The 25,967-nt window shown below is 47.3% G+C and carries 19 protein-coding genes and 1 riboswitch; of the genes, 6 read left to right on the top strand and 13 right to left on the bottom strand.

The annotated features are described in order from the left end of the window. Positions 1-8: 8 nt before the first annotated feature. From nrdA to C6W44_RS12430, 8 genes are all read right to left on the bottom strand, one after another. Complete coding sequence (nrdA, locus tag C6W44_RS12465; RefSeq protein ID WP_105246081.1) at positions 9-2,285, bottom strand: class 1a ribonucleoside-diphosphate reductase subunit alpha; 2,277 nt, start codon at positions 2,283-2,285, stop codon at positions 9-11. Between the two features lie 534 nt (positions 2,286-2,819). Further along, positions 2,820-3,197, bottom strand: a complete 378-nt coding sequence (locus C6W44_RS12460; protein ID WP_105246079.1) for a YbeD family protein — start codon at positions 3,195-3,197, stop codon at positions 2,820-2,822. 81 nt (positions 3,198-3,278) lie between these two features. Beyond that, entirely contained in the window at positions 3,279-3,977 is a 699-nt protein-coding gene (locus C6W44_RS12455; protein WP_105246077.1) for a class I SAM-dependent DNA methyltransferase, read from the bottom strand. Positions 3,978-4,103: 126 nt separating this feature from the next. Continuing rightward, a complete protein-coding gene (gene tenA / locus C6W44_RS12450; protein WP_105246075.1) occupies positions 4,104-4,751 on the bottom strand; it encodes a thiaminase II in 648 nt (215 codons plus the stop codon). Positions 4,752-4,875: 124 nt separating this feature from the next. Beyond that, positions 4,876-4,988, bottom strand: a riboswitch (TPP riboswitch). Between the two features lie 209 nt (positions 4,989-5,197). Next, the gene (locus tag C6W44_RS12445; RefSeq protein ID WP_105246073.1) at positions 5,198-6,274 is read right to left on the bottom strand and encodes an RNA-guided endonuclease InsQ/TnpB family protein; all 1,077 of its coding nucleotides are present in this window, start codon (positions 6,272-6,274) and stop codon (positions 5,198-5,200) included. Between the two features lie 485 nt (positions 6,275-6,759). After that, a complete protein-coding gene (rpoD, locus tag C6W44_RS12440; RefSeq protein WP_105246071.1) occupies positions 6,760-8,652 on the bottom strand; it encodes an RNA polymerase sigma factor RpoD in 1,893 nt (630 codons plus the stop codon). A gap of 634 nt (positions 8,653-9,286) precedes the next feature. Beyond that, the gene (locus C6W44_RS12435) at positions 9,287-11,434 is read right to left on the bottom strand and encodes a DNA primase (protein ID WP_105246069.1); all 2,148 of its coding nucleotides are present in this window, start codon (positions 11,432-11,434) and stop codon (positions 9,287-9,289) included. A gap of 155 nt (positions 11,435-11,589) precedes the next feature. Continuing rightward, positions 11,590-12,759 carry an outer membrane protein assembly factor BamD gene (locus C6W44_RS12430; protein WP_105246067.1) on the bottom strand — a complete coding sequence of 390 codons (1,170 nt, stop codon included), beginning with the start codon at positions 12,757-12,759 and terminating at the stop codon, positions 11,590-11,592. 720 nt (positions 12,760-13,479) lie between these two features. On the opposite strand from C6W44_RS12430, the gene C6W44_RS12425 reads away from it, so the two are divergent. The 3 genes from C6W44_RS12425 to C6W44_RS12415 all read left to right on the top strand — a co-directional run bounded on the left by C6W44_RS12425 (position 13,480) and on the right by C6W44_RS12415 (position 16,438). Then, the gene (locus tag C6W44_RS12425) at positions 13,480-14,721 is read left to right on the top strand and encodes an RluA family pseudouridine synthase (RefSeq protein WP_227526440.1); all 1,242 of its coding nucleotides are present in this window, start codon (positions 13,480-13,482) and stop codon (positions 14,719-14,721) included. A gap of 60 nt (positions 14,722-14,781) precedes the next feature. Continuing rightward, positions 14,782-15,738 (top strand): polyphenol oxidase family protein, encoded by a 957-nt coding sequence (locus tag C6W44_RS12420; RefSeq protein ID WP_105246065.1) that lies wholly within the window; start codon positions 14,782-14,784, stop codon positions 15,736-15,738. An 82-nt stretch (positions 15,739-15,820) separates the two neighbouring features. Then, entirely contained in the window at positions 15,821-16,438 is a 618-nt protein-coding gene (locus C6W44_RS12415) for a flavodoxin family protein (protein ID WP_105246063.1), read from the top strand. A 419-nt stretch (positions 16,439-16,857) separates the two neighbouring features. Here the strand turns inward: C6W44_RS12415 and C6W44_RS13685 are convergent, their stop codons facing one another. Then, positions 16,858-16,992 (bottom strand): hypothetical protein, encoded by a 135-nt coding sequence (locus tag C6W44_RS13685; RefSeq protein WP_264755627.1) that lies wholly within the window; start codon positions 16,990-16,992, stop codon positions 16,858-16,860. A gap of 727 nt (positions 16,993-17,719) precedes the next feature. Between C6W44_RS13685 and C6W44_RS12410 the strand changes: the two genes are divergently transcribed. The 3 genes from C6W44_RS12410 to C6W44_RS12400 all read left to right on the top strand — a co-directional run bounded on the left by C6W44_RS12410 (position 17,720) and on the right by C6W44_RS12400 (position 21,700). Then, positions 17,720-19,174, top strand: a complete 1,455-nt coding sequence (locus C6W44_RS12410) for a cytochrome c (protein ID WP_105246061.1) — start codon at positions 17,720-17,722, stop codon at positions 19,172-19,174. 240 nt (positions 19,175-19,414) lie between these two features. Further along, on the top strand, positions 19,415-21,016 hold the full coding sequence (locus C6W44_RS12405; RefSeq protein WP_105246059.1) for a flavin monoamine oxidase family protein: 1,602 nt from the start codon (positions 19,415-19,417) through the stop codon (positions 21,014-21,016). Positions 21,017-21,046: 30 nt separating this feature from the next. After that, entirely contained in the window at positions 21,047-21,700 is a 654-nt protein-coding gene (locus tag C6W44_RS12400; protein ID WP_105246057.1) for a c-type cytochrome, read from the top strand. Positions 21,701-21,812: 112 nt separating this feature from the next. On the opposite strand, the gene C6W44_RS12395 is transcribed toward C6W44_RS12400, so the two are convergent. The 4 genes from C6W44_RS12395 to tolQ form a co-directional block, all read right to left on the bottom strand. Beyond that, a complete protein-coding gene (locus C6W44_RS12395; protein ID WP_199774488.1) occupies positions 21,813-23,150 on the bottom strand; it encodes a PD40 domain-containing protein in 1,338 nt (445 codons plus the stop codon). A 131-nt stretch (positions 23,151-23,281) separates the two neighbouring features. Continuing rightward, complete coding sequence (locus C6W44_RS12390) at positions 23,282-24,280, bottom strand: TonB C-terminal domain-containing protein (protein ID WP_227526439.1); 999 nt, start codon at positions 24,278-24,280, stop codon at positions 23,282-23,284. 78 nt (positions 24,281-24,358) lie between these two features. Continuing rightward, positions 24,359-24,817, bottom strand: a complete 459-nt coding sequence (gene tolR / locus C6W44_RS12385) for a protein TolR (RefSeq protein WP_105246053.1) — start codon at positions 24,815-24,817, stop codon at positions 24,359-24,361. A gap of 4 nt (positions 24,818-24,821) precedes the next feature. Next, a complete protein-coding gene (tolQ, locus tag C6W44_RS12380) occupies positions 24,822-25,562 on the bottom strand; it encodes a protein TolQ (RefSeq protein WP_105246049.1) in 741 nt (246 codons plus the stop codon). Positions 25,563-25,967: the final 405 nt, after the last annotated feature.

Genomic DNA, 25,967 nt, shown 5'->3' with positions numbered 1-25,967 from the left:
AAATCATTCTAAATCTTACATGCACCGCCAGCACAATCATCTTCCATATCCGCTTGGGCATCATTGGCACCATCACGAGTGTTGTGATAATACAACGTCTTAACGCCTAATTTATATGCGTTGAGCAAATCCTTAAGCAATATCTTCATTGGAACACGACCACCTTCATAACGCACCGGATCGTAGTTGGTGTTGGCCGAGATACTTTGATCGACGAACTTTTGCATGATAGCGACTAGCTTGATATAGCCATCATTGTTTGGCATTTGCCATAGCAGCTCGTACTGACCTTTTAACTTGTCAATCTCAGGTACCACTTGCTTGAGGATACCGTCTTTTGAGGCTTTGATAGACACCAGACCGCGTGGTGGCTCGATACCGTTGGTGGCGTTGGCGATCTGACTTGAGGTCTCAGACGGCATCAAGGCCGTTAGCGTGGAGTTGCGCAGGCCATGCTCGGTGATCTCCCTACGTAGCGTTTCCCAATCGAGATGTAGCGGCTCTTGGCAGATGTTATCCAAATCTTTTTTATAGGTATCAATCGGCAAGATACCTTGCGAGTACGTGGTCTCGTTAAAGGCAGGGCAGGCGCCTTGCTCTTTGGCCAATTTGTTTGAGGCTTTGAGCAGATAGTACTGTAGTGCTTCAAAGGTTTGATGTGTCAGGCCCAATGCTGAGTCATCTGAGTAGCGCACGCCATTTTTGGCCAAGTAGTACGCATAGTTGATCACGCCCACACCTAAGGTACGGCGACGCATACTGCCGTTTTCAGCGGCTTTGACTGGATAGTCTTGATAGTCGAGTAGGGCGTCTAGTGCACGGACGATCAGCTCTGCTGGCTCTTCGATATCGCTGACGCTCTCGACTTTACCTAAATTGACCGCTGATAGGGTACATAGGGCGATCTCGCCAGTCTCGTCATTGATGTTGTCAAGTGGTTTGGTCGGTAAGGCAATCTCCATACATAGGTTTGACTGGCGAATCGGTGCGACGGTCGCGTCAAACGGGCTATGGGTGTTGCAATGATCGACGTTTTGGATATAGATACGGCCAGTGCTGGCGCGCTCTTGCATCATCAGACTAAACAGCTCAGAGGCTGGGATCTGGCGGCTACGAATGTTTGGGTCTTGCTCATACTGGGTGTATAGCGCTTCAAATTTGTCCTGATCTTCAAAAAACGCATCATACAAGCCTGGGACATCCGAGGGCGAAAACAGCGAGATGTCTTGGCCTTTGATCAGGCGAGTGTATAGCGTTTTGTTGATTTGCACGCCATAGTCCATATGACGGACGCGGTTGTCTTCGACGCCGCGGTTGTTTTTGAGGACGAGTAACGACTCAACTTCTAGATGCCATAGTGGGTAAAACAGCGTTGCAGCACCGCCGCGTACGCCGCCTTGTGAGCAACACTTCACCGCAGTTTGGAATAATTTGTAGAATGGGATACAGCCAGTATGCTGCGCTTCACCGCCGCGAATAGGGCTGCCAAGGGCGCGAATACGACCAGCGTTGATGCCGATACCAGCGCGCTGTGACACATAACGCACGATGGCGCTGGTGGTGGCGTTGATAGAGTCTAGGCTATCGCCGCATTCGATAAGTACGCACGAGCTAAACTGACGCGATGGCGTACGTACACCCGACATGATAGGCGTCGGTAGGGAAATCTTAAACTGTGAGGTCGCATCATAAAAGCGTTTGACATAGCTTAAGCGGCTGGCCTTGTCGTAGTTGGCAAACAGGCACATACCGACCAGCATATACAAAAACTGCGGGCTTTCATAAACGCGCTTGGTGACGCGATCTTGTACGAGGTACTTGCCTGCCATTTGCTCTACCGCGGCATAGGCAAGATTCATATCGCGCCAGTGGTCGATGTACTCGTTTAACTCATCAAATTCTGCGCGGCTATAGTCGGCTAGGATATGCTCATCGTATTTGCCTGCCTCTGTCAGAGTCGTCACATGATCAAATAGGTGCGGCGGGGTAAATTTGTTATACGCAATCTTACGCAAGTGAAAGATAGCAAGGCGCGCGGCCAGATACTGATAATCAGGCGTCTCTTCAGAGATCAAATCTGCGGCAGACTTGATGATGGTTTCGTGAATGTCACGGGTTTTGATGCCTTCATAAAACTGAATATGCGACTTTAGCTCAACTTGTGAGACAGACACATTATCTAAATCGTGCGCGGCCCATTCGATCACCTTATGAATTTTATCCAAATCAATAAGCTCTAATCGTCCGTCACGTTTGGTCACTTTGATCTTGTCGATGTGTGTCATGTTGCCCTCTTAAGTTGATTGCTTATTGTGATGCAAAGCGGAAATAGCTCGCTGGCATGCTTTATGACGCTATAGCTGTCTTGTGGTGGTAGGATGTTTCTTTAGGCAAAACTCTACCGCTGCTCGTAGTAAATTAAAAATTCACTGAGCACTACATATAGCGTATTTGTTAGTAGGTAGGCACAATATAGCGGGAAATTTTTGAAAATGCTATATTGATTTTAGTGGCAATCTATGTTGCTAAGAGGTTGCCGATGCCGCCAATTTGGGCAAAGGGTGATGGCATAAGGGTTAGGGGCGAATAGCCTCGTGGATAATTTTTTTTGTAAAAATGTGGTAGACATTTACTTTTTATTGCCGCCCAAAAAATTGATCTATAGCCTTGTTTTGCAGCTGCACGATGCGGACGCAGATTGTACAGCAGACCATAAAAAATCGCCACTCATATGAGTGACGATTTAGACGAAAAACGGACTGGTTTTTTTAAAAGTCCATCAGCTCGTCGGTTAGCAGCGCTTATCGTGACAAAAAGCCCTACAACACCATGCGGACAGTCTTGGCGCTATCAAGAGCAGCATACAGCGTGTTTACTTGCTCAGCTTCGGTCAGATACAGATTGACGCGTGCTGAGTGAAAGCGGCCTGTTTTTGAGGGTTTGACATCTATCGAGGCCAAATCAAAATCAGGGAACTGACTACCGAGGATAAGCTTGACTTCGTTCAGTAAGGTCTCATGCTCGCCTTCATGACCGATGATGCTCATCGGGTAGTTCATCGGAAAGTCCCACAGCTCTGGGTTTTGGATATCGGTTTTTTTGCCTTTTAGCACACCGTCATTAGGGGTTAGGTTAGTGACATTGACCGCTCGGTGAGCAGTCGGGTTTTGGCCGTTATCTTTTGGGTCGTCACTCATAATGTTGCCTCGCTGTTATAAAAATACATTGTGCTGTTTATGATGGCGCAGCTGGTATTATTCAAGTGTCTTTGGCCACAGCTACTTTTTATACCCACAAATAGCCACATAATCACCGCGATCATACCCTTCGATGACCTCTTGCACTTGGTCATTGGCATACATAGGGTGGGTCAGTAGGGTCTGCGCGTATTGCAAGTCGGTAAAGCCATTGGCCTGCATCAGTTTGATTTTTTCATCAGAGGTGCGCCAATTGGCAGAGCGGACCAGCTCGATAGGATAGGGGTTGGCAGGGGAGATGTGTGCGAGCAGGGGATGCGCCCAGCTATCTACCGCACTGGCCAGATTATAAAGACTGGCAAAGCCGCTTTCTTTTGGGACGTCAATGAGGATAAGTTTGCCGCCAGTCTTTAGCGCGTCAAAGGCTTTTTTGATACATAAGTCCAAGTCGCTGATATAGCTGACACTGCCGTTAAACATAATGATGTCAAATTTATTGGGCGCAATCTCACTGGTTTCGGCAGGGCTGACATCTACTAGCAAGCCGCGTTTTTCAGCGATTTTTGCCATATCTGTTGACGGCTCGATGCCGTGTTTGATGTGGATGTCATAATCCTTGGCGAGTAGCATCTCAAACAGACCACTACCGCAGCCGATAGACAGTATCTCATTGTCCTTATCCAAAAAATGCGCCACTAGCTTTAGCTCGCTGGCCAGTAAGTTTTGGTTGTCCAAAAACCAGCTGTCGTATGCGCTGGCGTGCTCATCAAATGCTGCCATAAAATCTCTCCTTGAGGGTGGTTGTTGTTTTATCATCAATTTTAAATAAAATGAATGTATAAAATACGATGCGAGTAGGACTATCGCTGATTTAAAGTCGGTGAACCCTACTATAAAAAATACAGTCTAAGACAAGTCCAACGCCTGCTGCCAGAAGCTGACTTCCATCCGCACGGCGGTGTCAAATAAGCGCTGGAACTTATCGGCCTGTGCTGTGCTGGCATCTGCCAATAGCAGGTCAATCTGTGCTTCGTTTTGCGCGGTAATGGCCTGAAAGTCATCGCTAGAAAAGACATCAATCCAAGGCTGATAAGGGTTACCGGCGATAAATCCAGCTTGTTTAATGCGCTTGCCAATCTCTCCGTAACCCATCAGACAAGGCGCAATCGCGGCATACAGCGCTGCCAAAGAGCCTGACATGGCAGCGTCTAATATATAGCGGCTATAGGCGATGGTAACAGCAGATTCAGGTGCGTGCTCGACCTCGTGCAAAGGGATATCCCAAAGACGGCAAAAGTCTAGATACATGCCGATCTCCATATCGAGCATGGCGTTTAGCCCTGCTTGACCGACGCGCATCTGTGCCAGTGTGGCGCTCTTATACACGCTCAGCGCCATCACGCGAGCATAGTGAATTAAGTATAGGTAGTCTTGGACAAGGTAGTGGCGAAAGCTATCAGGGGCGAGGGTGCCGTCGGCCAATTGTTTGACAAAGTCATGCTGAATATAGTCATCCCACGTGGGGCAGCGGTGACGTAGTGTTTGGTAGTTCATGGTTTTTACTTACCTTTATAAAATACCAGTAAGCAAAGCGTAGGGCGCATAGGTGAAAAGACATGACTCGTTTGCCAGTCTAAATAACATAGATTGGCAAGTTGTGGCGTCAATGTGACTTATATATATCGGCACGCTTGTTTCCTACGTCAGTGCTAACTGCATCAGGTTCGCGGGTAACTCTCAGCCATGATTTTGATTGACGACAAAAAAATCAAAGCACCCCGACAAGGTTTGTTTTTAAGGTTTATTTTTTAATAATAACGATAAAATAGCGTTTAAAGTAAATCCGCTCTATGATAGGCGAGAAGAGCCACCATTAGCAAGTGATGCGCAAATAACCATATATAAAAGTGACCTAGATTTAAAAATCTATTTTTTTGTCAGCTGTTTAATAGCAGTGTGTTGACTTCCTCCCCTTCCTAAAGTGAGTGAGGGAATTCCTACTAAAGACGGCCAAGCCCGACCGCGAGAATGTTTTTTGCTCCATTAACGTCACGTTGATGGGTCGTTTTACAAGAACGACAAAACCATGCTCTTATACCAAGACCTGATCTACCTTTCGGACTGTCTTGGCGGGAGCCGCAACACGAGCAGGTTTGGGTGCTGTACGCTTCATTGACTTCGATATAGTGGCAACCTGCGTTCGCGCATTTGTAGTCCAGTTGCCGTTTAATTTCAAACCAACCAGCGTCATAGACGGATTTGGCCAGTTTGGATGAAGTGAATGATGTTGATTTAATTTGACCAACAACGATTAAGCTGTTGGCTTTAACAAGCTTTGATGTGAATTTATGGATTAAGTCTTGACGGGTGTTTTTAATCTTGGCGTGAATGGCCTTGACCCGTTTTTTATTCTTGGCTCTTTGAGCAATGGCCAGTTTTTCAGCGTATTGATGGGTCAGCTTAGTGGTTAGAACATCACCATCACTACTGACTGCTGAATCCTTACAGCCTAAATCAATACCAACTTGGCCAGTACCACACTTAATCTTTGGAAATTCTTTGACGGTGATACAGGCATACCATCTGCCTCGTGCGTCTTGCACCAACTCACAAGTATTGATGCTGTACAGGGCTAAATTGTAGCTGTCCCATACATCAATGATCAGCTTTTGACGATTAGCTAAGCTAAATTGCAAGGTGCTTTTTAAAGACTTTTTACCGCTTTGACGTGTACTGATATGCTTAATCGCGGTCTTTTTAAAAGGAATCCAGCCCAAGCTTCTTTTCTTGGCTTTTGGGTTGTTGGTACGCCAGTTGAGTTTGGCTTTTTTAAACTGTTTTCGGCTTTTGGCATGGGTTTCAGAGATGGCTTGTAGCGTTTGGCTGTGCAAGTTTAAATACTCGCCACTACCTTTGGTATAAGCGGCCAAGTCATAGGCTGAAAAGAATTTGCCTGTGCGCTGTAAATGTTTAAAACTTAGCTCATTGACGTAATTCCAGACAAAGTTAACCGCCCCAGCCAAGATATTGAGCTGAGCAGTATGTTTGTCTTTGATGCGTAGCTTGAGCGTTTTCATGGAATAATTATGATCTCAATGCAGTTGGTTATCAAGGGGTTCACCATACTAGGCGACAATGGCTGACGCCTGATATCCACGCCCTAGAAGGACGTGGTTTTACGGCGTTAGATGATAAAGCATGAGCATGGCTTTAAAACGCCGCTCATACCGTCCTTCTGCATACAGCAGCTCCACACTTAAGCTATCGATCACGCCCAGATACGCATCGGTATACAGCGCTAGCTGTGCTAGGTGGTTATACGCTCAATAATGCATAAAGGCAATGATTTTTTGAATGAAATGCTTTTGAGAGGATAGATGATGAGGTACAAAGACGGTTTATTGATGAATAGGCAAAAGCTGTCTGATGTCCAACACTCCTAAACCGATACAATGAATAGACACAAAAAAAGCTGAGATATACTCAGCTTTTTTATGTTAGCAAGTTTAGTGTTAGCAAATACTCGAAATCTATTATCTAGACTCCGTATATCCCTGATAACTTAGTCGTTCTCTAAAAAAGAGCGCAGATGCTCAGAGCGCGAAGGGTGGCGCAGTTTACGCAGGGCTTTTGCCTCGATCTGACGGATACGCTCACGGGTGACATCGAACTGCTTGCCGACTTCCTCTAGTGTATGATCGGTTGGCATATCGATACCAAAGCGCATTTTTAACACGCGCGCTTCACGTTCGGTGAGATTGCCCAATACATCACGCGTGGCTTCTTGTAGGCCAGCTGCTGTGGCATCGTCAACAGGGCTTGAGATGGTACCATCTTCGATAAAGTCACCTAGGTGCGAGTCTTCGTCATCACCGATAGGCGTCTCCATCGAGATCGGTTCTTTGGCAATTTTGAGCACTTTACGGACTTTGACTTCGTCCATCTCGAGACGTTCGCCTAATTCCTCAGGCGTCGGCTCGCGTCCCATCTCCTGTAGCAGCTGACGTGAGACACGGTTTATCTTGTTGATGGTCTCAATCATGTGCACAGGGATACGGATGGTGCGCGCTTGGTCAGCGATAGAGCGGGTAATCGCCTGACGAATCCACCATGTCGCATAGGTCGAAAACTTATAACCGCGGCGATATTCAAACTTATCGACCGCCTTCATCAGACCGATATTACCTTCTTGGATGAGATCCAAGAATTGTAGACCACGGTTGGTGTATTTTTTGGCGATAGAGATGACCAGACGTAGGTTGGCCTCGACCATTTCTTTTTTGGCGCGGCGTGCTTTTGCTTCACCGACGGCCATACGGCGGGCGACGTCTTTCATATCGTGGATTTTCATGTCGAGCTGCTGCTCGTAGTCACGAATGCGGCGCTGCAATAAAATCACATCGTCGGCGACTTTTTCTAGGGTGCCGGCAAATGCAGGCTTACCTTTGATACGCTCAATGAGCCAATCGACGTTGGTTTCGTTGCTAGGGAAGGTCTTACGGAACTCGTCACGCGGCATACGACCACGGCGAATCACCAAACGCATGATTTGACGCTCTTGCTTACGCACATCGTCATAGACATCGTGCATGATGGCCATGACTTGATCTGATAGGCGGTTATTGAGCTTGAGCATCATAAAACGCTCTGCCAATAGCGCATAGGCAGCATCTGCTTCGACACTACCACGGCCATAATCAAGCAAGGCTTGTTTGGCTTTGATAAATAAGTGCTCGATCTCTTCTAGGCGCAGACGGACTTCTTCTGGATCAAGGCCGCTGGTTTCTTCTTCCGCTTCCTCTTCCACGTCGTCTTCGTCTTCGTCGTCCTCATCGTCAAGCGCGGCTGCCTTGGCATTGACCTTGGCTTTGATAACGGGTGGGGTTTCTTTTTCTTCTTTGGCTTCTTGAGCGGTAATTTTGTCTTCTTCAGTTTCAGGGTCTAAGAAACCTGTGATGACATCGGACAGTTTCTTTTCACCATCTTGTACTTTTTGATACTCGTCAAGGACGAACTGCACCGTACCCGGCCAGTAAGCCATGGCATGCTGCACGTCACGAATACCTTCTTCGATACGCTTGGCGATGGCAATCTCGCCTTCGCGGGTCAACAGATCGACCGTGCCCATCTCGCGCATATACATACGCACAGGGTCCGTGGTGCGACCAGGCTCAGTCTCAACAGAGGCGAGTACAGCCGCTGCTTCGTCCGCTGCCATGTCATCATCACTTGAGTCATCATTCATCAAGATGTCATCGGCATCAGGCGCAGATTCGAAGATTTTGATACCAACGTCTGTCAGCATTTGCACAATATCTTCGATCTGATCGCTTTCGGTAATAGAGTCTGGCAGTTGGTCATTCACCTCAGCATAGGTTAGATACCCCTGCTCTTTACCCATTTGGATTAAGGTGGCCAGTTGAGATGTGGACTGAGAAACTGACTTATCTTTCATAAATACTCGCTTACTTGCATCGGACATTTTTATATTGTGACTCGCTATCGCTCTTGGGGCGCGTTGATCTTATCAATCGATTGATCAAAATATGGCGTAGAGGTTGTCAATAATATCAAAAATGAGTGGATATGAATAAAGGCTCAAAACACTACAATAATTTTGCTAAAAACTTAAAAAACATCAAGTACTAAAACAAGACGCAATATCGGTATTAGGACATACCCTCAATTCAGTCGATAGTCACACAAATGGGCTAAAAAATGAGGACGCGCCCTAAAATCTATCTAAAGACATCTGCCAATCAGCAGAGAGCAAACAAGGCTGTCAATACGCAGCGCCACAGTTTACCACAGACCGCAGTCATCAAGCACGAGGTAGTGATGGTGACCAACGGTTTTTTACTGATTATTTGCGGTCTTTTTATTTAGCCGCTCATCAAGTCGTGCGCAGGCTATTTGGCATAATCACTAGTAGTGGGGGCGGCGGCCATACTTTTAAAGGGGATGTGCTTTTTTAATAAAAACCAGCGGTTTTTAGCAGGTCTAATTATTATTTTAAAAAGGCATTTTTAAAGGCATTATTTTTAAAAGTAACATTTTCAAAACTGTCATCCCCCATACATCAATCGACCCTAGACCGTGGTCATCTGTGCTGACTGCTCTGCTTGCTGCGCGCGTAGCCAGTCATTTAGCAGTTGGGTCTGCTTACGGACAATCGCCAGCTTGATATGGTCAGGGTTTTTTATCAAATCTTGTATTTTTTTCTTCATGCTGCGCTCAAGTAGCTGGCTGACCAGCTCTTCAATGAGACCATCGAGGCTTAAGATATTGCGCGCCGTCAAGGCGCGATAAAAACCGCTCCAGCTACGGCTTAGGTTTTCTTGCGTGCCGGGCTGAACATTGGACATGACAAAATGAGCAGCCGCGTTTACATCTGCAGGCAAGTACTTTAAGCAGCGCGTGATGGTGCTGACGATATCCAGCAATTCGTTATCTTGCAAGTCTTGCCACGCCAAAGGCCGCAAGGTATCGGCTGAGGTTTTTTGTCTGATATGGGCAGGTAGCTGCAAATCATGAATACCTGCCTGCCGCCAAATCGACTCTATTGGGTCATCGAGCAACGCCCGCGGCTGAAACAAAAAACACAGCTGCAACTGCTGGCTGATGGTCATCTCACCATCAAAATCTAGCAGCGCATCTTTGGCGTCTTTGTTTTGGTTGCGTCTGCCGCCAAGCTTTTGGTAAATATCGTTGTTTAGCAAGTAACGAAAGCTACTGCCTTTGGGCAAAGCCGCGGTCAATGAGCGCACTTGCGACATCAGCTTGGCTTTGCCTTCTGCCAAGGATAAGTCGTGGCGCTCACTGAGATAGGCAAAAATATACTGCGACAATGGCATGGCGTTTACGATTTGCTCGCGCATGGCATCGCTGCCCTGAGCCTTGATAAAGGTATCAGGATCATGGCCATTGGGCAGGGTCAAAAAGCGCAGCTCTTTGTCGTCACTGAGTACCGGCAGTGCCACTTCAAGGGTGCGCCAAGCCGCTTTTTGTCCTGCGCTATCGCCATCGAAGCTCAGGGTGAGGGTCGGGTTGAGCGTTAGTAATCGCGATATCTGGCTTTCATTAATGGCGGTGCCCATGGACGCCACCGCGCCATAGATGCCCGCTTGGTAGAGAGCTATGACATCCATATAGCCTTCGACCACCAGCCAGCTGTCGGCGCGCTGCTGGCGAGATTCATAGTAACCATACAGCACATGCTGCTTATGGAATACAGGCGAGTCTGAGGAGTTGATGTATTTGGGTTTTACCTCGTCATCGAGCGCTCGACCGCCAAAGCCGATGGTGCGCCCTTGGTTGTCTCGAATTGGAAAAATCACCCGATCACGTAGTAAGTCGTAGTCGCGGCCAGACTCAGATTGCCGCACCAGTCCTAGGGCTTTTAGGCCTTCGATATCCTGCGGAAACTGATGCTCAAGGTGCTGCCAGCCAAAGGGCGCGTAGCCAAGACCGAAGGTCTCAAATGTATCCTCTGTGATACCGCGTGACAAAAAATAGTGCTTGGCATGCGGATGCGTGGTCAGATTGTGCTGATAAAACTGCTGGATTTGTTCGAGCAGATCGTACAAGTTGCCTTCTTGATCAAGCGCCCCGTCATTGATACTGTTGACACTATCAAAACCCATACCACTATCTGAGTCGCTTAGCCAAGCGGGCGGGTAGCTGGCGTCGTTTGGGTAGTCTGAGCCATAGTCCTCTGCTGCATAAGGGGCCAAGTCATAGGCGGCTAAGGGTGGGTAATCGTCATAGCCATGGCTATCGTAGGCCGGCTGTTCGGCATAGTGGGTATGATTTGTTTGCTCTTGATTATCAAAAGACCTATGTGGTGATGAGGGACTATCAGCTTGTGACTTGCTAATTGGCCGCGCCGCTGATTTAGTAGTAGGCGGCTGCTTGGTGCGCTGATAGCTCACATTTCGCTGTTCTTCTTGCGGGACTTCAATGCCCGTTTGTTTAGATAGCTCATTGACCGCTTCAATAAAGGTAAGGTTTTCATAATCACGCAAAAAACTGATGGCATTGCCGCCGACACCACAGCCAAAGCAGTGATAAATGTTTTTTTGTGGATTGACATAAAACGACGGCGATTTTTCGCCATGAAAGGGGCAGCAGCCTTTATACTCATTACCTGCACGTTTGAGCGTGGTATGACGACCAATGATGCTGATCAAATCAGCTTGGCTGTTTAGTTGCTCAAGGATATGGTTAGGGATGCTCATACAAAAAACAGTTTACCATAGGTCAGTGGTTTTGATGGATATATGTGTCTATATGCGTTTATGTGCGTCTGGCTATCATACAAAAACAGAAAAATAAGGCCAACAATGTGTTGACCTTATTTTATGATGTCAGAAACTGTGGGCTAAAAAACCGCCTATTCTACGGGTGTCGTACGGCGTACCGGATTGGTGTTTTGCGGATCGACGTTTGCTTCTCTGGCGGTAGAGCCTGTACTGGCTTGATCGGTCACGCGCTCCGTTTCAGCTTCAGGCAAGCCCAGACCTATATTGATACCGCGATTACGGGTAGGCGCGCTGCTAGTCGATGCGCTGCTTGGCGCTGTATTGGTATTTGCCGTGTTGTTCGCGGGCAATCTGAGCTGCTGAGCATTGCGCACTATTTGGGTTTTGGTTGCGCCATTGTACTCACCTGTCGCCACCGAGGTGTCTTTCATGCCTGAGCGTCCAAGCTGACCAAAGGTAAGCTTATTAAACCAGCTACGGTCGCGTTTGGTACTTAGCTTCACGCGGCCATCACGGGTCAGCCACGTGGGGTAGTTGATCTGCAACAGCGTCTTATATTCATTTGCCAAGTCCGTCATGCCAAGCTTGTCATAGCTATAAGCAAGGACAGCGATGGCTTCTGGGATAGATTCGCTGAGTGGGTAGTATTGAAACACCCATTTGGCACGGTTGGCTGCTGCCACATAGGCTTCGCGCTCGATATACCATCTGGCTGCACTCATCTCACTTTCGGCAAATTGATTATAAATAAACGTCATGCGCTGCGCAGCATCTGGCGTATATGGGCTGTTTGGGTATTTGTTGATAAGCTCTTGAAAATTGGCAAAGGCCAGACGGAAGTAGGCTGTATCACGTTCGGCTTGATTGAGCTTAAACAGTTTAAGACCCTCAGATGAGCCTTGCATATTGGCAACGCCGCGCACATAGTAAGCGTAACTGACCTGTGGGTTAGAAGGATATAGACGAATAAACTGCTCAGCACTGGCCGCCGCCATCTCATATTTGCCGCTTTCGTATTGGGCATACATCATGTCGAGCAGCGCTTGCTCTGCATACTGACCGGTGGGATAAAAAGTGCGCAAATTGGTCAAATCTTCGATCGCTTGGGTATAGCGTCCTTTATCAATCTGAGTAATCGCATCGTTATAGTAAGCTTGCTCGGATTTCTCTGCCGTTTCTACCGCGTCGACGTCTTTGCCGCCAGTCAGATTTTTAAAGGTCTGACAACCCACAAGGTTTACGCTCAGCGCCAGTAGGGTGATTGAGGACAGTTTGATAAACGTATTGCCAACAGCTTGCATACTTTTTCTCCGACACAGGACGCATAATAGTAGCGGCGCTACCATGCTATATAAAAGGTTAATAATAAAAAACGATGCTTAGGCACCGGCTCATGGTCTGTTATTGAGCATGCCAATATCAAAAGACAGCCCCATAGCATACAGCAAAATATGGCTTACTTTATATAATAACTTGTGCTTCGTCTATGGTTTATCTTTATGCCCATCACCATACATGCCATATTTTGGCGGCTGCGTGCTTGTGCTGCGCCTGATTGACACTGACAATATAGCAGACCCTCGATGATTTTTGCAGTTTAGCATGAGCGGCCTTAGCGAGCGATAAGCAATGCCCCTGACGATGACAAATATACAGTAAATTACAGCCATGTTATATTTCAGAGAGTTAAGCGATATTACTGACTGAGCTATGAGGCGCAAAATCTGACAGATACTGTACTGCATCTATAGGGCTTAGGCGCTGAGCATGATACACTATGATGATATTATTTTTGCTTTTTTTTGTGAGGGCAGTGCTTTGGTGATAGTCGATACACTTTAAAAATGACATATTATTTTGAACGAATGATAGCTTGTAACAAGCAGTTAATATAGGGTTTTATCAGGATATCTGAGCCAAAGTATGTCCACAGTAAACAAAGAAAGCAGATAAAGACCGCCTGACAAAATCGACTTATTGGCCCATGTCAGCGGTATGACTATATGATGAATGATGATGCTATGACAAACCCTTCCACCCATCCAATATCGAATCACTCGCTCATGACTGATTCAACAGCGCAAGAGTCACCAAACCCGATGCCAAATGATGTTTTGAATGATAGTAAGCCAACTGATGACACGCAGATGACACTCAATGAGCCGCTACATGATAGTGTAGCAGCAGAAGAGGCCGCGCCCGAAGATAGCGAGATACTTGCGTATGAAGAGGGCGATGAAAGCGACGAAGGTGATGTCATTGACGATAGTGAGGATGATGATGCGCCAGCCGCTGACCAAGCCGTGGTGAATGTGATCCATACTGTCACAGAAGACGAGGCTGGTCTGCGTATTGATAAGCTGGCTTCGCAAGTCTTTACGGATTTTTCGCGAGTGCAATTACAAGGCTGGATCAGTGATGGTAGCCTGCTACACAATGGCCAAGTCCAAAAACCCAAAGTACGTGTCAAAGCTGAAGATGTGCTGCATCTGTCCACGACTTTGCAGCAGCACAGCGAAGATCAACCAGAGAATATCGCCATCGATGTCGTCTACGAAGACGATGATGTGCTGGTGATTGACAAGCCTGTCGGTATGGTCGTCCACCCTGGCGCGGGCAATCAGACGGGCACCTTGGTCAATGCGTTACTGTATCATTATCCGCAGCAGCACCATCTGCCGCGTGCAGGTCTGGTGCACCGTATCGATAAAGACACCTCAGGACTACTACTGATAGGAAAAACCAAACCCGCCCAAATGGCCTTGATGGAACAATTAAAAGACAAGTCTGTCTATCGTCATTATCAGTGCGTAGTCGCAGGAGATGCGGCAAGCCTGCTACGTCATCGCCGTATCGATGCGCCAATCGGTCGCCACCGTAATCAGCGTACAAAAATGACTGTGATGACAGCAGGGCGTGAGGCAGTCACTCATTTGTTAGAGGTGACCCCGCTGAATGAAAACTACTGTCTATTAGACGTCGGTTTGGAGACGGGTCGTACTCACCAAATACGTGTGCATTTGAGCCATATTACTTATCCGATAGTTGGTGACCGTGTCTATGGCGGGCGTCGTCAATTACGCGCAGGTTTAAGCGATGCCCAGCGTCAAGCGATCAGCAGCTTTCCGCGTCAGGCGTTGCACGCCTATGCGTTAGGGTTTGTCCATCCGACCACAGGCGAGGATATCGAAGTCACCACACCGCTGCCAGAAGACATGCAAACGCTTATTTCGGTATTAAGTGATGGTTACGATGACGAGTAACCGTCATACTATCGTTAACGCGAGCTGTCGTTAATTCGTGCTATGAGACAGGAAGCTGCTATGACAAAAAACCTGCCAATGACAGTGCTGGCACACATTGATGATGTGGTGGTCTTTCAAACGGCCGCTTGCCTTGAGACAGATACAGATATTAGTAGTGATTTATATCAAAGCCAGCAATCAACCGCTCAGGCAAACTACGGTGCGCTGAATTTAGGCCTGCATGTCAATGATCATGCAGTTAGGGTACTAGGCAACCGCATGCGCGTATTGGCGGCCATCAACGAGCAGCTCAGGCCAGTTGACGCTTTAGCGACTGACCGCGCCCAAGGCCGCTATATTAAGCGTTTGCATTGGGTCGATCAGGTTCATGGCAAGCATATTTATGATGTCGATGCTTGTCCGCTAAGTATGCAGCCCGCGGCAGCGGACGCCATGGTCAGTCAACAAACAGGGTTAGGGCTGGCTATCATGACCGCTGACTGTGTGCCTGTGGTACTGTACCAACCTGCTAGTGGTCAGATTGCCGCGATTCATGCTGGTTGGCAAGGGCTGGCGGGCGGTGTCATTCCAGCGGCGGTGCAGCGCTTTACGCAGGCAGGAGAAATTCAGGCGTGGATAGGGGTGTGTATCAGCCAAGCCAACTACGAAGCAGACAGCCGCGTGCGAGACAAGCTACTGGCAGGATGCCGAGACAGTCAGGCATTACCTGCGCATACCCTAAGCAGTACGGAGCGTTTTGATCAGTTGTATGTGGCCACGTCAGCGGCGCATCAAACCACCGATTCTGCTGCCTGTAAAGATAAGATTACACTAGATTTGCCTAAGATAGCCGCCGACCAGCTCAGCCATGCGGGCGTGAAGCTAGCAAACAAAGCGCCGATTAGCTGCAGCTATGCCGACTCGCACTATTATTCTTATCGTCGGCAAACCCACTTGCAGCAGCCTGCGACTGGGCGGATGGCACTGATTATCGTGCGTGGCGCTGTGAGCCATACGGGCGGCGAGATGTCATAGACGATACGTCGTTTGATTGGTCACTGATTTGGCTTTTATTTATTTTCGTTTTTTTATTTTTATTTATCATTATAGAGTTTGTATGAACACATCAACCGAAGCCTCTGCATCAGCTGCCGATCCCCAAAGCCCGCCTAACGTAACGATGGCGGTTATTTATCATAGTAACTATGGTCATACCAAGCGCGTCGCAGAAGCGATCGTACAAGGTGCGCGTACTCAGTTGCCCACCGATCAGGCACGCGCGATTGATGTGCACGACATCGATTGGGCGTTTGTCGATCAGGCAGATTTGTTGGTATTTGGCAGTGCAGTCTATATGGGCAGTGTCACCGCTGAGTTCAAAACTTTTATGGACGAGACATCAAAGCGCTGGTACCACCGAAAATGGGAGGGCAAATGGGCTGCCGCTTTTGCCAATTCAGGCGGTTTAAGCGGGGATAAGCTCGCAGTCTTACAGCAGATATCCTTGTATGCGATGCAGCATGGTATGAACTGGATTGGCTTGCCGCTAATGCCAACGGGGCACGAAGCGACAGACCTCAACCGTTTGTCGAGCTTTTTGGGCTTGATGACCCAGTCGCTTGATGGGCCGCCTGAAACGACGCCAGGACCTGGCGATATCGATACCGCGATTTGGTTTGGCAATCATTTGGCTAAGACCATTATCAAACATCAGCCAGCCGATAGTAGACCCTAGTATCAGCTTTGCCATATCATATGGCCGTTTATTTCATATAGTCGATTTATTCTAAAGGTGACAAGGCGCTACTGGTATAAGTTTTGTGTACGTGCTGCTCCCACAGAGGCGGCGCATCCTACATTTCTAACAATGTTGTTTTAAGCTGATTATGTCGGTTTGAGGATGGTTTGAGCATCAGTGATTATTCTCTCTTAACTTAAATATAGTTAATTTACTTTAAAACCGATACAGTGCAGCTGGTATGAATTTTGCGCCGCATCTTTCAGCGTAGACACAGCAAGCAAGGAAAATTTGTACCAGTTGCACGCGCATATGAGCGTATCGATTTTATTTCGAACTGACTATAGTATCCAAAAAGCAGACAGCCAATGTTGTCTGCTTTTTTTGGTTTTATACCCAATCGACTATAGAGGTTTTTATCTGGCCTCATGAACGTGAGCGTGCAGAGTGGTAGGCGCAGAGGCGACAGGAATAGGACTTTCGACAAACTGAAACGACTGGCAGCCTGATAGCAGCATCATCGTGCTCAATAAAGCAAATAGTGACTTCATAATAAAATCTCAAAAAGGGCTCTGCCAACTAAAAACAAGTCGGCGCAAATCATATAAACATAGAAAAATATAAGTAAGCGATATAACTGTATGACAGGTCTGATAGGCGATACAGCATCCAGCAATGTATCTATTATGTACAGTAAAGGAAGGCCAAAGTAAAAAACAACGCCAGTGTTTTAGTATTATACAAGATTATGGCGCGTTTTAATAAAATATAAAGATGAATGTTTAAGGTAAGCCATTATTTTTGATTGTTATATTTCTAAACTGTTTTATAAAATATGCTTTTGTATATTATTAAAAATATAAGCGAGTCGGCTCAGGTAGTTTTTTAACTTTTGTAAAAAAATGGGGATAATAAGTTACTACGCAAGCAATAGTAGAAAAATAGCTTTACATTAGTAAGGGAGTAGAGAGTATCGAGTAACCATTTATAACGCTGATTTAGACCGGTCATTAGTGAGTAAAAGATAATAAATAAGCGCAATATAGTGGCCATGAGTGTGTTATCTGCTGCTTTAAATAAGACATACAGTGTCAAATAAGTGATGGTCAATGCAGATGTATTATCTGGTCAAAAATTATTTGATAAGTCATATGCTGGAAAAATGGATTTTTAAGATACGTCAGGAAGCCAATATTAAAAGATAACAATAATGAAAACATCTTAGTAAATTAAAAATATCAAATCATTAAAACTAGATGCCAGCTATAAGAGGATATTATGAAGCCATTTTCTATGATGTTATCGATGCTCGTCATCGGTATGACCTCTGGTACCGTCATGGCGCAAGGCAGTAACGTTGCCGATGCCACCCTACCAAATGCCAGCTTACCCAATGTCAGCCCCGCCAATAGCGAGCTGGTCAATCGCGGCGCTTATATCGCACGGGCGGCTGACTGTATGGCCTGTCACGGCGAGGACTATACAGGCGGGACCGCCATAGAGACTCCCATGGGAGATATTTACTCTACCAATATCACCCCTTCAAAACGTTATGGCATCGGTGATTATACCGAAAAAGACCTAAAAAATGCTTTGCAAAAAGGCCGTGCTCCTACGCATATGCTCTATCCTGCCATGCCATATCCCTCTTATCATGGTATGAAGGACGAAGACATCAAGGCACTATTTGCGTATTTACAAACGGTGCCCGCTGTCGATGAAGCGCCCAAACAAAAGACTGATTTGCCGTTTCCCTTTAATATCCGTGCCCTAATGTTGGGCTGGAACTTCTTAAACGTGCCATCGACCGAAAACCGTGAAGGCCTGAGCCCAACGCAGCAGCGCGGTGAGTATTTGGTCAATAATCTCGAGCATTGCGGTACTTGTCATACGCCGCGTAACAGTACCATGGGGTTTGATAAAGAAAAATACCTATCTGGTGCCCAGCTCGGGCATTGGTATGCACCCAATATCACCCCTGACGAGTCAAGCGGTATCGGCAGTTGGAGTGAGCAGGATATCATCACCTATCTACGGACAGGGGAGCTGGATCAGCGGGCGTATGCTGGCGGCCCGATGGGTGAGGCCGTGGCTCATAGTACGCAGTACCTCACACACGAAGATTTAAGCGCGATCGCCTCTTATCTAAAAGCCATCCCAGCGGTGCAGACAGATGACAAAGTATCAGCTGTCGATGTGGTACGCTTGCCAACCCCTATCAATGACTCAATCACTCATGATCTTTTGGCACAAAAAGACTATCTGGCTCAGGCCAAAGCAGATGCGGGCAATAGCAGTAATTCGCCTGAGTCTTTGTACCTAGCGACATGTGGTAGCTGCCATGGTGTCAATGGTTATGGTCAACCGGATGCCCAGTATTCTCCTATCGTCGGTCTGAGCAGTATTCGCCGTGACAACCCTGACGCGCTTGTCAATATCATCTTGCATGGGGTAGTCGGCAGCACTAATACCTCACCGATTATGCCTGGGTTTGCCGACCAGCTCGATAGTGAACAAATTGCCAGTATCGCCAATTATGTGCGCGTAAACTTCGGCGGACTGACAGACAGCGATATCAGTGCTGCTGATGTCGAACGTATTGCGTCAGCAGGGAATGAGCAGCCGTTTTTAATAAAATACGCAGGTTTGCTGGCGATTATTGGCATCATTGTGGCGATTTTGCTCATCATCTTCATAATACGAGCCATCATGCGCAAAAGACGCCAGTCGTAACCTTGCTGTCTTTTGTCATGGATGCTACTAAGTAACGCCAGACTATTTAGCAAAACCAATCACAAATAATAATAGGGCAGACGGCCGCGCACACGCTGAGTATCTTATAGCAGAACCATCAGTCTGCTACCAAGCTGATAGCTTTATAGGAAAATAGCCTATGAATACTCAAACTGGCGGTGCCACACAGAGCAAAAAACCACAAGCGAACCGTCATGCACCAACTTTAAGGATATGATTATGAAAGACATGCTCCAATCCCCAACACGGCGCCAATTGCTCTCCATGATCGGTAAAACAGCCGGAGCAACGGCGATGTATCAGGCGATGACTACGCTAGGGTTTGCCTCTGAGTCGACATTTCAAGAGTCCATGGAGCTTGAAGGGGCACCTCCGGGCGCTAGTATTATCGTCCTTGGGGCAGGTTTGGGTGGTCTGACGGCCGCTTATGAGCTGCGTCAGGCAGGCTATAATGTCAAGGTTTTGGAGTTTCAAAACCGCGGCGGCGGGCGTAGCTGGACGCTAAATAGCGGAGATAGATATACCGAGCTTGGCGGTGCGGAAGTGACATGCGACTTTGAGGAAGGCAATTATTTTAATGGTGGGCCTTGGCGATTACCGAGCCATCATTATGCAGTGTTTCATTACTGCAAAAAATTTGGCGTAGAAATGCAGCCGTTTATCCAAACCAATGATCGAGCTTATTTGCATCGGACCAATCACTTCGGCGGTGTCCCTCAGCGCCTAGGGGATGTCAAAAACGATATTCAAGGCAATATCGCAGAGCTGATGTCCAAGGTGGTCAACGTCGGCGGCCTGGATCGCTCAGTCAATACCGAAGATAAAGAAAAGCTACTAGAGGGCTTAAAAGGTTGGGGCGTTTTGGACAAAGACTATCGTTATCGCGCGAGCAATGCCACCAGCAAACACCGCGGTTATAGCGTCTTGCCAGGGGGCGGGCTTATGCCGACAGAGACACCCTCAAAACCATTACCGATGAGTGAGATACTAGACTCAGGCATGTGGTCTGATATTTATAGCAATCATATGACGTATGCGCATCAGCCCACAATGTTTCAGCCAGTAGGTGGCATGGGTAAGATAGGCGATGCCTTTACGCGTGAGTGCCGCGATATGATCGAGTTTAATGCCAAGGTCACTAAGATTCACCAAGATGAGACGGGCGTGACGGTCAGCTATGTAGATAGCAATAACCCAGAAGGGACGGTGAAGACGGTACGGGCGGACTGGTGTGTCTGCAATATTCCTCTGACTGTTTTGACCCAGCTTGATATCAATGTTTCAAAGCCTATGAAGCAGGCGATGGCAGCAGTGCCTTATGATACTTCTTATAAAGTCGGTTTAGAATTTAAGCGCCGTTTTTGGGAAGAGGATGAGTGGATCTATGGCGGCTTAACCTATACCAATATGCCAATTACCCAAATCGCTTATCCCTCTGAGGATATGTTTAAGGACGGTACAGGCGTTTTATTAGGGGCGTATGGTTTTGGCGCTACTTCTTATAAATTTAATACCCTAACGCCGCAGGAGCGTATCAACGTCGCACTGGCTTATGGTAAGTACATCCACCCACAGTATCCCAAAGAGTTTCGTGCTGGGACATCAGTGGTCTGGCATCGCATTCCGTGGACTTTGGGCTGTTATGGTATCTGGAGCGAATCTAGCCGCAAACAGCACTACGATACGCTGTGCAGCATAGACAATCGTATCGTCTTAACTGGCGAGCATTGCTCTCATATACCAGCATGGCAAGAAGGCGCTATTTTATCTGGCATAGACGCCGCCAATCGCCTGCATAAAAAAGCAAAAATGCTTGGTTAATATTGATAACAATAAAATTCAGAGGCTATCATGGACAATGCAATCGTAAAAAAAACAATCAGGGAGAATACAACATCAAAAATGCTGCCTGTGATTTTGCTGAGTGTGATGAGTGGCGCGGTGGTAATGGGCTGTAGCCAGCAAGCAGATGATGTGGAGACGGTGGCCAGTGTACAAGAAGCTGACCTTGCTCCAGATTATCAAGCCAGCCGTAATACGGGCAGTTGGGGCGGTGTCTATATGAGTCGCGACGAGCTAAAAGCCCCGCAGATCAACGTCGTCGATGACAGCTCGTTGCCAAGTATGGCGCAAGATGCCAGCCTTAGCAAATGGGAGGCAAAGTTTGAGGGCACCAATGCTTTTGTCACCACCGATGGCAAAAAGCTATACCACGACTCCTGTGCAGGCTGTCATATGCACGAAGGTCAAGGCGCGTACGGGGCAGGGTATTATCCGCCGCTGGCGAACAACAGCAAGATGCAGTCAAAATATTATATTATCGATATCTTGATTAATGGCTTTCGCGGTATGCCGTCTTTTCATATGATGATGGACGATGAGCAAATGGCTGCTGTCACGCAATATGTGGTCAGCGATCTTAATGGGTTTACCGATACGGTGACCGCCGCCGATGTTGCCAAATTAAGACACGCCAATCCACCAGGCCATGATCCAAGCGAGTAGCTCGCTGGCATACAAAAACGCCTGATTAACTATCAGGCGTTTTTTGTGGATGCTGTGGTCGCCAAGATAAAGTCGCCGCATCGTTTTTATCTCGGATTGATGATATGAGAGTCTATTGTGGGCTGGCTGACCAAACGGGCGAGCGTATCACGCCTTGACCAGACTTACCAAAGGACTCACCGCCATTTAGGGACTTGATGATTAGCACTCCTTTGCCACCTTGGGTAGCGGCATATACCACACGCTTACCATTTGGCGAAAAGCTTGGCGCTTCATCAATGCCCGTATTGCCTAAATTAGCTGTCACCGCGCCATTGCTATTCATCACCGCTGCGGCTCGCCCACTCAAAAAGGCGATCTGAGTGCCATCATGACTGAACTGCGGACTGGTGGCGTAGCTACTGTTTGAGACTTTGGTCGTGCGCCCTGAGCCAAACTCATAGCGATAAATCTGCGGCTTATTAAAGCCTGCACGGTCACTGACAAACACAAACGATTTGCCATCTGGGGCGTAGCTTGGCTGTACCTCGCTGCTTGGCCAGTTGGTCAGTCTTTTGGGCTGGCCGCCGCTGGTACTCATTTCATAGATATGCGCGCTACCTTCAAAGCTGCTAGAAAACAGTATCTTGCTACCATCAGGCGAAAACGACGGGCTAAGATTGCTGCCTTTAAATGGAGTAAGTGCGCTGGCACCGCCGCCACTCACGTTTTGGATATAAATCACTGGATAAGACTGGTCGCGTTGGATAGCATAGGCGATACGGTTGCCATCAGGAGACCAAGCAGGCGAGAAGATAGAGCCTGCCACTTCGGTGATGGTCTTGGCGTTTTCGCCATCGGCATCCATCACTTTTAGGCGTGAGACTTTTTGTTTGCCGGTGCCGACTTCTTCGATATAGGCGATGCGTCCTGAGAAGTCGCCTGGCGTACCGGTGATCAGCTCATACACCTTATCAGCGATGACGTGACCGGCATAGCGCATGCTGTCTTTGTTGTTGTCAGCGCTGAGGCTTTGCTTGCCTTGTAGCACCCGACCTGATTTGACATCGATGACCTCATACTCTGTGATGACTTTACCGCGATTGCTGCGAGTACTGCCCACTACCAAATAAGGAATACCCATGCTTTGCCAGACCGGCAAGCTACCTGCCAGCTCGCTGCTACTATGCGGCTGCTGCGGCAAGTCTTTGCTGGTGACTTTTAGCTCTGTTTTGCTCAAGTCATTGAGAATAATCGGCGATAGTACCGAGTCTCCTGCAAAGGGTACAAACGCGACTTGGTTTTGTTGTCTTGGCGCAACCACCGTGACATCGATCTCCATAGGCGCAGCAGTAGCAGAATATAAAGGAGCAAACAGCAATGGCGTAACCAATAGCGAAGCCGAAGCGAGGTTTAACGCGGAGAAAGTGGTGACCTTTGAGGTTGGTAGCTTTAAAGATAATGGTTTCATAGGTGAATACCCTAAGTTAAAAATTTTAAAATAATCGGCGGTATGAGATAAACGTCAGAAAGCTCTAATGTCGCCCTCTTTGACACTAGCCCTCAAATACTTTTTACCTTAATCTATTGAACCATAACAATCTATTGAACCATAACGTTGATAGTTAAAGCCGCAAAGCTGGCAGGGTTAGTCAAATCAATAGGTAGAGGGCTTGCGGCAAAAGCGGCTTTTTCTGCAGCATCATTAACAGCGCTATTAGCGCCAGTAGCTTTGGCGGATAATACGTTACCTTGATTATCTAATCTTAAAGCTACTTTAGCAGTAATACCTTGGGTTTCAAGCGGTGCTTTTAAATTTCTCTGAATTTTAGCGGCTATGCTGTTCTTAAAATCATCCGCAGAAGCCGAAGCGCTACTACGGGTACTAGCAGGCTTGCTATCAGCCGTTGATTGACCTTCTGATAAGTCAAAGGTTTTACCTGCGCTACCAGAACCACTAGTATCAATTTTTAGGTTTCGGTCGGTAGGTGTAGGACGAGTAATCTTGGGTGGGTTGTTTTGTTTTTGATGAAACTCATCCAGCCGCCTTTGTTCCTCTATCAGCTGCTTTTTTTTATCTTGTTCAACTGCTTCGTGTTCTTCTAATACGGCTTCATCAAGCTTGGCTGCCCACTCTGCCATACGGCGTTCATATTCTTGATTTTGTTCAAGCAGACGTTGGTGCTGCGTCTCACTCATGAGAATTGGTGCACTCGCAGGATCGTCAGAGCGTGTGAATACAGGTGCTCGCTGCGCATTCGGTTGGTCAGTGCTTTGGCTGGTAGAGCCGCTATCAAATGTCTGAGGGGGCAAGGTGCTGGATATACCGTTTGTACTACTGTCGGTTTGCATGGCCTCTGCAGCGGCAGCTCGGTTGGCCAATATCTGTCCTTGCATCTCAGCGAGCTGCTCTGGCGAGACCATGACCGTCTCGATACTACCTGCTGTCTCTACATCGGTATGTTGATACGCGTATATCAAGATGCCCAGCACCAGCCCATGTGCGAGCAAGCTCAGCAGCATAGGTAAGGTGAGCCCGTTGCCTTCAGGCTCGGTGGGCACATAAACGACAGGGGCATTATGCATGGTGTGATTACTCATGAGCGTGGTATATCAGATTGTTTGCTATGGTTTGCTGTATCATTGCTTGGCACTGTATTAGCACAAATAGCGAGACAATCACAGCGATGGGGTCGGTAAAGGCGCACCAGTGAGTAGTCCGACTTTTTCGATCCCTGCTTGTTGTAGGCTGGCCATCAATGTCATGATAGCGCCATACTGATTGTTTTGATCGGCATTGATCATCACTTGTACCGGTGGCTTGCCAGTATTGCTGTTTTGTGTTTGAAGATTGGACAGCGTATTGATCAGCTCAGGCTCACTAATCGGCATGTCAATGTTGTTTTCATAGCTGATAAATAGCTCGCCGCTCGCCGTTAGAGACACAATGATTGGTAGCTGACTTTGGCTCATGGTGTTGGTCTGCTCTTTGGGCAGATCCACATCGACACCAGTGATGAGCAGCGGCGCGGTCACCATAAATATCACCAGTAGTACCAGCATGACGTCGATATAAGGAACGACATTCATCTCTGCATTTAGGGGTTTTTTTTCACGGCGATAGGGGCTGTGTCTCATATACTTAGCGTCCTTGCACCTGGCTGGCGCTCGATGGTGCCTCTGAGCTTGGGTTGTTTTCGCGGTTTGTGCTGCGCTCAGCGCTGGTCTCACGCTGGAGCATACCAGTCATTTCATCACAAAACAGCGCGCGCGACTCATACAGACGGCCAGACTTGGCGGTGAAATGGTTGTAGGCCAGTACAGCAGGAATCGCAGCAAATAGACCCATAGCAGTGGCGATCAGTGCTTCAGCAATCCCAGGAGCGACCGCAGCGAGGGTAGCTTGTTCAGTTTGTGATAGCCCCAAAAACGCATTCATAATGCCCCAAACCGTCCCAAACAGTCCAATATAAGGCGCCACTGAGCCAATACTGGCAAGCGTGGTCAGTCCTGACTCTAGTAATAACTGCTGACGACCCAATCCGACACGTAGCTTGCGCTCCACACCATCGATGATGTCGTCTTTGGGTTGGCGTTTTTTATGCATTCTTAAATATTCAGAAAACCCAACATAAAAAATCTGCTCAAGCCCTTGCCGATCAGGGGAGCCTTGTACGCCTTGATAGAGCTTGGCCAAGTCTTCACCCGACCAAAACCAAGTCTCAAATTGTTGATCGAAGTTTTTGGCAGTACCCAGCCGTGCACTCATACGAAAAATAATCACCCAGCTAAGTAGCGAGGCCAATAACAACAACGCCATGACGATTTGTACCAGCAAACTGGCTTGGGTAATAAGGTCGATAATGTTTAATGATTCAGGCATGTATTTGACTCATGAGTGATGAATAACAACTGGTAGGACAAGTCCTAGTGTAGTGTACTGTGAAATGAAAAAAAGGTCATTTATTAAAGTGTTAAACAGTAAATAAAACCGGTACAAATGATACGTTGTTATTTTCGATTGATTTGGTGACTTATCACATGACCTAAACCACAAAACAGTCATGAATAAAGCGAAAACAGCTGTTTGCACCCATCAGGCACGGGTAATGATTGAATTTGTACGCCAATTTCTCTAAAATGTTGCACTTTGTTACCGTTGCCGTTTTGATAATGACGTCGCAATCTATTTGCTGACGTCATATTTATTTTAGGCACCAATAAATTTGTTCTTTCTCTAAGATACGGTCTATTTATATATTTTGATGTTTAAATAAGGCCATACCTT

It is taken from the genome of Psychrobacter sp. Marseille-P5312 (assembly GCF_900291405.1).
Taxonomy (GTDB): Bacteria; Pseudomonadota; Gammaproteobacteria; order Pseudomonadales; family Moraxellaceae; genus Psychrobacter; species Psychrobacter celer.
Note: the sequence above shows the minus strand (reverse complement) of the source record. Positions and strands in the feature narration are given on the sequence as shown.